The sequence below is a fragment of the Streptomyces himastatinicus ATCC 53653 genome (assembly GCF_000158915.1).
Taxonomy (GTDB): Bacteria; Actinomycetota; Actinomycetes; order Streptomycetales; family Streptomycetaceae; genus Streptomyces; species Streptomyces himastatinicus.
This window is the reverse complement of record NZ_GG657754.1, coordinates 8,277,597-8,284,758: the sequence shown is the minus strand read 5'-3', so window position 1 is coordinate 8,284,758 and position 7,162 is coordinate 8,277,597. Positions and strand designations below refer to the sequence as shown.

The window sequence follows — 7,162 nt, the reverse complement described above, 5'->3', positions numbered from 1 at the left end:
GAGCCGTACGCCGTCGCGTTCGGTCACCGCCGCCGCCGGGGCTTGCGACGAGGCGGCCGGGGCGGTCGGCCGTGACGTACTCCATGCGGACCCGGCCGTCCGTGCGGGCGCCGAGGTCGGCCGGGAGCGGTTCGCCGAGGTGGGTGCGGAGGATGTGCTCGAAGAGCGGGATGCCGAGGAGTTCGGCGAGCACCAGATCGCATTGGTCGCCGATGGCACGGTAGTTCACCTCGATGAGGCGGGCCCGGTCGCCCTGGACGACGTATTCGGTGTGGCAAGCGCCGAATCCTACTCCCAGCGCCCGGAGTTGGGCCAAGACCTGGCCGGTGTGGGGCTGTGGGGGCGGGGCGGGCAGGAGGTGCAGCCGTTCCTCGATGAAGTGCGGGGGCGGGGAGACGTCGGTGCGGAAGGCGCCGAGGACGTGGAGGGTGCGGCCGTCGCCGAGGGTTTCGAGGGTGCGCAGTTCGCCGTGGAGGTACTCCTCGATCACGAGCGCCGCGTCGGGCCGGTGGGCGCGTATGTCGCGGCAGCTGCGGACGAGTTCGGCCGGGCCGGCGACGAGGACGACGTCCTCGCTGGCCACGCCCTCGCGCGGCTTGACGACGCAGGGGAAGGGCGCGTCGAGGCCGGCGAGGGTGACCGGGTCGTCGCCGGTGCCGAGTTCGGTGGACCAGATGGTGTCGGCACCGGCCGCGGCGAGGGCGCGGCGCAGTTCGGCCTTGTTCTTGGTGCGGAGGGCGGCGCGCCAGTCCTTGCCGGGGAGGTCGAAGTACGCGGCGGCGAGGGCGGCCTGGGTCTGGAGGTGGTCGCTGTTGGTGAAGACGGCGCGGGGGCGCCGGCCGTCCGGGGCGGCGGCGATCCGGCTGACGACCTCGCGGAAGTCCCGTACGTCGCAGGGGGCGACGTCGAGCGTGGCGGGGAGCCGTCCGCCACGGTCCGCGTGGCGGGCGTACGCGCGCTCGTGCGCCTCGGGCTGGTCGGTGAGGAGGGTGACGGGCAGGCCGAGACGGGCGGCGGCGGGGAGGAAGCCTTCGGTGACGGAGTCGGTCGGGTTGAGGGCGAGAAGGTGGATTGGCGTGGGGTGGGCGGGGGCAGGGGTGGAGGACGGCCGGGGCGCCGTGTCGAGATCATTCTCGTTCACGAGCCGAGATTAGGTTAGGCATGCCTAAGACTGCCAATTCGGCTGGCCGACGCGCCCGTTTGGCCCTGTTACGCCGTCAACTCGGCAGCCCGATGCGGCGGTGCCGGGCCCGGCGCGCGGCGAGCCGCTCCTCGGAATCCTGGGCGCGGAGGGCGGCGAGTTCGGCGCCGAGGATGTGCCCGAGGCGCCCGAGGAACTCCTCCCCCTCGCCTTCCCCCTCCTCCACGACGCGGTCGACGATGCCGTCGGCCAGCAGATCGGCGGAGCGCACCCCCTGCCGGTCGGCGACCTCGTACGCCCGCTCCGTGGTCCGGTGGAGGATGGCGGACGCGCCCTCGGGCGGCAGCGGCGACAGCCAGGCGTGCCGCGCGGCCACGACCCGGTCGGCGGGCAGCAGCGCGAGCGCGGCCCCGCCCGCGCCCTGACCGAGCAGCAGGCAGAGGGTGGGCGCGGGCAGCGTGACCATGTCCGCGAGACAGCGGGCGATCTCCCCCGCCAGCCCGCCCTCCTCGGCCTCACGGCTGAGCGCCGCCCCTGCGGTGTCGATGACGGTGAGCAGCGGCAGCCCCAGCTCGGCCGCGATGCGCATCCCGCGCCGCGCGGTACGCAGCCCCGCGGGCCCCAGCGGCTGCCCCTCGGCCGACGCACGCTCACTCCCGCGGCGCCCGCGCCGGTTGTGCCCGAGCACCACACAGGGCACCCCGCCGACCCGCGCGAGGGCGAGCAGCAGCCCGGGGGTCGTGCTCCCCGGCGCCGGTACCGCTGAGCGGACTCACGTTCCTCCGCGGCGACCCGCAGCAGATCCCGCACCCCGGGCCGGTCCTCCCGCCGCGAGGCCCGGATCGACTCCTCGGCCGAGGGCCCGACCGCCGTGGCCCCGCACCCCCGCGACCCGCCGCGGCTGAGCCCGCCTCGGCGGTCTCGGCGCCTGACCGAAAATCGACCCCGGCCGGTACGTCCTGGTCGCCGCACAGGACCCGCAGCACCCGCGCCGCGACCTCCGCGAGGCGGCTCGTCGGGAGCACCGCGTCGATCAGGCCGTGGTTCATCAGGTTCTCGGCGACCTGGACACCCGCCGGGAACTCCTCGCCGTACAGGGCCTCGTGCACCCGCGGGCCCATGAAGCCGATGAGGGCGCCCGGTTCGGCGGCGGTGACATGCCCCAGGGAGCCCCAGGAGGCGAGGACGCCGCCGGTGGTGGGGTGGCGTACGTGCACCAGATACGGCAGGCCTGCGGCCTTGTGGTCGGTTATCGCCGCCGCCACCTTCACCATCTGGAGGAAGGCGACCGTGCCCTCCTGCATCCGGGTCCCGCCCGACGCCGGGGCGGCCAGCAGCGGGAGCCGTTCCGCCGTGGCGCGCTCCACGGCGCGGACCAGCCGCTCCCCCGCCGCGACCCCGATCGAGCCCGCCAGGAAGCGGAATTCGCAGGCCACATAGGCGACCCGGCGCCCCTCGACGCACCCCTCGCCCGTGATCACCGACTCGTCGAGCCCGGTGCGCTCACGGGCCCGCTCCAGGTCGGCCCGGTAGTCGGGGTCGGTCGTCGTAATCTCGACCGGCTGGTCCCAGCCGCGCCGGCTGCCGGGGTCGAGGAAGGTCTCGACCAGGTCGATGGCGGACTTGCGGGCCTTGTCGGCGCCCGCGCGGGGATGAGTTCCGGTCATGTCTGACACCTTCCACGCATCCGATGCCGCTCAATCATTCTCGGCATGTGCTAACTTTTTTTTGCATGTGCAGGGTTTCGCTATGACGGAAGAGCCGGAACCGACCGGCGACGAGCTGGTCCGCGTGCTGGCCACGCTCTCCAATCCGCACCGGCTGCGGGTGATCGCGGCGCTGTCCCGGGAGAGCACGTACGTCAGCGAGCTGGCCCGTTCGCTGGGCATCAGCCGTGCGCTGCTCCAGGTGCATCTGCGAAAGCTGGAGGCCGCCGGGCTGGTGTCGGCGCGGCTGGAGGTCTCGGAGGACGGAAAGGCCATGAAGTTCTACGAGGTGAACCGGTTCGCGATCCGGCTCACCCCGGAAGCCATCGAGGCCGCGGAACGGACGCTGACCCCGGATACGAAGGGAAACACGTGATGGACGGGCACGACTGGACGGAGGTCGTCGGGGCCTTCGGTCTGTTCGCTCTGGTCACCACCGTACTGACCACGATCATCTGGCAGTTCGCGGCCACGCGGCGCGCGAAGGTCCAGGTCGTACGGGAGCTGGAGTACCGCAAGATCGCGGAGCAGGCCGTGGCCACTCAGCAGCAGACCGAGATCCGGCTGCGGGAGATCGGCGAGACGCTCACCGCGCTGAAGGGCCGGATGGACGCGCTGGAGCGCATCCTCCAGACCGTGGAGTAGGGCCGTGGCGTAGCGCCATGGCGTAACGGAGAACACGCGCTGGGCCGCCGAGCGGCAACTCGACGGCCCAGATGAACGAAGCAGCGGCACCAACTCGCCCCAGCGGGGCGAGCCCTCTTGTGGAAACGCTCCTTCTGCGGAAAGGACAGCAGCTCATGCTGCCGAAAAGCAAACCGGGCCCCGCGAAACCGGGCCCCGCGAAACCGGGCCCGGCGAAACCGGACCCCACCGGTCCCGCTCTCGTGGAGCGGATCGCCGGATGGTCGGTCCGGCACCGCGCGGCGGCCATCGCCGGGTGGTTCGCGCTGGTGGCCGTGGCCGTGCTCGCGAGCGCGCTGATACCGGGCGGGACGGCGAACAGCACCGACCCGGGCGAATCGGGCCGCGCCGACCGGGTGCTGAGCGCCCAGCGCTCCTACGCCCCGCCCCAGGAGAACGTCCTGGTCCAGCACCGTACGCGAGGCACAGCGGACGCACCCCGCTTCACCGCCGACCCCGCGCTGCGGCGGGCCACCCGGGACCTGGTGACGGCGCTGCGCGCGGCGCCGGGCGCGGTACGGGACCTCCGCTCCCCGCTGGACGACGGCCGCCAGCTGTCGAAGGACGGCCGCTCCGGTCTGGTCACCTTCCAGGTGGCGGGCCCGAACGAGCGGATGGACGCGCACTACGAGGCCGCGGTGCGGGCCGTCGAGGCGGTCCGGGCCCGCCACCCGGACATCACGCTGGCGCAGGCGGGCGACCGGAGCCTGTCGCGGGTGGTCGACGACAGCATCAAGGGCGACTTCGCACGGGCGGAGTTCTTCTCCCTCCCCCTGACCGTCGTCATCCTGCTGGTGGTCTTCGGCTCGCTGATCGCCGCCGCGATCCCGCTGCTGCTCGCCGCGACGACCGTCATCGGCACCTTCGGCCTGCTCCAGGTGGCCGCCCGCTGGGTGCCCGTCAACAGCGCCACGTCCTCGATGGTGCTGCTGATCGGCGTGGCCGTGGGCATCGACTACTCGCTCTTCTATCTGCGCCGGGCCCGCGAGGAACGGGCCGCCGGACATAACATCGCCGAGGCGCTGCGCATCACCTCGCGCACCTCGGGCCGGGTGGTGGTGGTCTCGGGCCTCACGGTCATGCTGTGCCTGAGCGGGCTGCTGTTCACCGGCGTGGACAACCTCCAGGGGCTGACGGTCGGCGCTGCGCTGGTGGTCGGGGTCGCGATGATCGGCTCGGTGACCGTGCTGCCCGCGCTGCTGGCCCTGCTGGGCAGTTGGGTGGACCGGGCCCGCATCCCCTGGCTGGGGCGCCGCCGTACCGCGGCGGCCGAGTCCCGGCTGTGGTCGGCGGTGGCCCGCGCGGTGGTGCGGCGGCCACTGGTGTGGGGCGGTTCGGCGGCGCTGGCGCTGCTGGTGCTGGCGCTGCCCGCGCTGGGGATGCGGTTGCAGGACGCGTCGGTGACGGACAGTCTGTCGCGGGACGTCCCGGCGGTGGACGCGGCCGCGCGGATGCAGCAGGCGTTCCCGGGCACGCCCGCCCCGGCGTGGGTGGTGATCTGGAGTAAGCGGGGCGGTACGGACGCGGCCGACGATCCGGCCGTACGCAAGGCGGTCGACAGCCTGCACGGCCGCGCCGCCGCCAGCCGTGGCGCGCTGCACGAGCCGATCACCAGCGCCGCGGTCGACCGGGCGCTGCTGGTACGGGTCCCCCTCGCGAGCTTCGGCTACGACGACACCGCCAACGAGGCGCTCACGACCCTGCGGAAGCACACCCTGCCCGCCGCCCTCGGCCACCTGGACGGGGTCGACTACGCGGTCGCGGGCAAGACGGCCATCACGTACGACTTCACCCGGCGGGTCACCGACCGCACCCCGCTCGTCTTCGGCTTCGTGCTCGCCCTCGCCTTCGTCCTGCTGACGGTGTCCTTCCGCTCCCTGGCCATCCCGCTGATCTCGATCGTGCTGAACCTGCTGTCGATCGGCGCCGCGTACGGCGTGCTGACCTGGGTGTTCCAGGACGGTCACCTGGGCTCGGCGCTCGGCTTCACGGCGTACGGCGGGGTGATCGGCTGGCTGCCGCTGTTCATGTTCGTGATCCTCTTCGGGCTGAGCATGGACTACCACCTCTTCGTGCTCAGCCGGATCCGCGAACGCCAGCGCGACGGCGCGGAGGCGCGCGAGGCGATCGTCGGCGGCATCGCGGCCGGGGCGGGGGTGGTCACCAGTGCGGCCGTCATCATGACCGCGGCCTTCAGCGTCTTCGTGGTGCTGTCCGCGATCGAGTACAAGATGATGGGCGTCGGCCTGGCGGTGGCCATCCTCATCGACGCCACCGTGGTCCGCGGAGTGCTGCTGCCCGCCGCCATGGCTCTGCTGGGCCGGGGCCGCTCCCGGAGACGGCCGGTGACCGGCCCCGGGGGAATGGTGACGGCATCCCCCGGAACCGAACGCTCCAGTATCGCCCCGGTCCGGTGACCCCGGCGCGGTGATCGGGTCCGGTGATCACAGCTCGGTGATCACAGCTCGGTGATCACATCGCCCGCCACATGCTGGTAGATGATCGAACTGCGGAAGTCCACGACCTCCTTGCGCCCCGAGACACGGTCCATCAGGAAGGCGTGCAGCCGGTCCACATCGGCCACCGACACATGGACCAGGAAGTCGTCGCCGCCCGCGACCACGAACACCGACAGCACCTCGGGCAGCGTGACCAGGTACGCCTTGAACCCCTCGATGACCTCCCGGCTCAACGGCCGGATCCGGACCGCGAGAAGGGCCTGGACCGGGCGGCCCAGGGCGCGCAGGTCGACCGTCGCCCGATAGCCGGTGATCACGCCGCGGTTGCGCAGCCCCCGGACCCGCTCCAGGCAGGTGGAGGGGGCGATGCCGAGGGTGCGGGCGAGTTCGCGGTTGGTCTGGCGTGCATCGCGCTGGAGTTCGCGGACGATCGCCGTATCAAGTTCGTCCATGGCGAGCATGATTGCAGGCTCGCCGAATTTCCTTCGGCGAGCCCACCGAGTCGTCGTCTGACCAGCTAGCTTTCCTCGGCATGACCGCGCAAGGGACCAAACCGTCCACTCCTCCGCGACCACCCCGCACATCGCCCCGCCGCCTCGGCACCGGGGGCGGCACCGCCCTGTACGCGGGCGCCGTCCTCGGGCCCGGGGTGCTCGCGCTGCCCGCGCTCGCGGCCGCGGCCGCCGGGCCCGCCTCGGTTCTGGCGTGGGCCGCCCTGCTGGTGACGAGCGTGCCGGTCGCCGCGTGCTTCGCGGCGCTCGGCGCCCGGTTCCCGGACGGCGGCGGGGTGGCCACGTACGTCCACCGGGCCGTCGGACCGCGTGCGGCGGCGGTCGTGGGGTGGTGGTTCTACGGGGCCGTACCGGTCGGGGTGGTCGCGGCCGCGTGGATCGGCGGGCAGTACGCCGCGGCCGCCGCGGGCTGGAGCGGTACGGGGACGGCGGCCGTGGCCGCGCTGGTCCTGGCGGCCGCTCTCGCCGCCAACTGCCGCGGGCTGCGGCTGTCCAGCCGGGTGCAGCTGCTGCTGGTCGGACTGCTGACGGCGCTGCTGCTTGCGGCTGTTCTCGCGGCGGCGCCACAGGTACGCGCCGCGCACTTCACGCCGTTCATGCCGGGCGGCTGGGGCTCGGTCAGGCTCGGCGGCGGGGGTGCTCTTCTTCGCGTTCGCGGGG

General features: G+C 73.1%; 7 protein-coding genes and 1 pseudogene. 4 read left to right on the top strand and 4 right to left on the bottom strand.

Annotated elements, in window-relative coordinates; genetic code table 11:
- From SSOG_RS35405 to SSOG_RS56600, 3 genes and pseudogenes are all read right to left on the bottom strand, one after another.
- A pseudogene (locus tag SSOG_RS35405) lies at positions 1-1,072 on the bottom strand (ATP-grasp domain-containing protein); the annotation flags it as partial.
- Between the two features lie 145 nt (positions 1,073-1,217).
- The gene (locus SSOG_RS56605) at positions 1,218-1,829 is read right to left on the bottom strand and encodes a carboxyl transferase domain-containing protein (RefSeq protein ID WP_245606659.1); all 612 of its coding nucleotides are present in this window, start codon (positions 1,827-1,829) and stop codon (positions 1,218-1,220) included.
- Positions 1,792-2,808 (bottom strand): acetyl-CoA carboxylase carboxyltransferase subunit beta, encoded by a 1,017-nt coding sequence (locus SSOG_RS56600; protein ID WP_009719076.1) that lies wholly within the window; start codon positions 2,806-2,808, stop codon positions 1,792-1,794. Before SSOG_RS56600 ends, SSOG_RS56605 begins: the two co-directional genes overlap by 38 nt.
- A gap of 82 nt (positions 2,809-2,890) precedes the next feature.
- Here SSOG_RS56600 and SSOG_RS35395 point away from each other — a divergent pair, with 82 nt between their 5' ends.
- From SSOG_RS35395 to SSOG_RS35385, 3 genes are all read left to right on the top strand, one after another.
- Complete coding sequence (locus SSOG_RS35395) at positions 2,891-3,223, top strand: ArsR/SmtB family transcription factor (protein WP_039939427.1); 333 nt, start codon at positions 2,891-2,893, stop codon at positions 3,221-3,223.
- A complete protein-coding gene (locus SSOG_RS35390) occupies positions 3,223-3,492 on the top strand; it encodes a hypothetical protein (protein WP_039939426.1) in 270 nt (89 codons plus the stop codon). Before SSOG_RS35395 ends, SSOG_RS35390 begins: the two co-directional genes overlap by 1 nt.
- A 155-nt stretch (positions 3,493-3,647) precedes the next feature.
- Entirely contained in the window at positions 3,648-5,948 is a 2,301-nt protein-coding gene (locus SSOG_RS35385; protein ID WP_106516504.1) for an MMPL family transporter, read from the top strand.
- A 41-nt stretch (positions 5,949-5,989) separates the two neighbouring features.
- Here SSOG_RS35385 and SSOG_RS35380 read toward each other — a convergent pair whose 3' ends face one another.
- Positions 5,990-6,442 (bottom strand): Lrp/AsnC family transcriptional regulator, encoded by a 453-nt coding sequence (locus SSOG_RS35380; RefSeq protein WP_039942222.1) that lies wholly within the window; start codon positions 6,440-6,442, stop codon positions 5,990-5,992.
- 80 nt (positions 6,443-6,522) lie between these two features.
- Between SSOG_RS35380 and SSOG_RS35375 the strand changes: the two genes are divergently transcribed.
- Positions 6,523-7,162, top strand: a 640-nt coding sequence (locus SSOG_RS35375) for an amino acid permease (protein ID WP_245606441.1), incomplete at its 3' end; no start/stop codon positions are given.

Bases quoted from the DNA above. Each gene is read 5' to 3' on its own strand.
- SSOG_RS35390 (WP_039939426.1), top strand. From the start codon at position 3,223: ATGGACGGGCACGACTGGACGGAGGTCGTCGGGGCCTTCGGTCTGTTC.
- SSOG_RS35395 (WP_039939427.1), top strand. From the start codon at position 2,891: ATGACGGAAGAGCCGGAACCGACCGGCGACGAGCTGGTCCGCGTGCTG.
- SSOG_RS56600 (WP_009719076.1), bottom strand. From the start codon at position 2,808: ATGACCGGAACTCATCCCCGCGCGGGCGCCGACAAGGCCCGCAAGTCC.
- SSOG_RS35385 (WP_106516504.1), top strand. From the start codon at position 3,648: ATGCTGCCGAAAAGCAAACCGGGCCCCGCGAAACCGGGCCCCGCGAAA.
- SSOG_RS35380 (WP_039942222.1), bottom strand. From the start codon at position 6,442: ATGGACGAACTTGATACGGCGATCGTCCGCGAACTCCAGCGCGATGCA.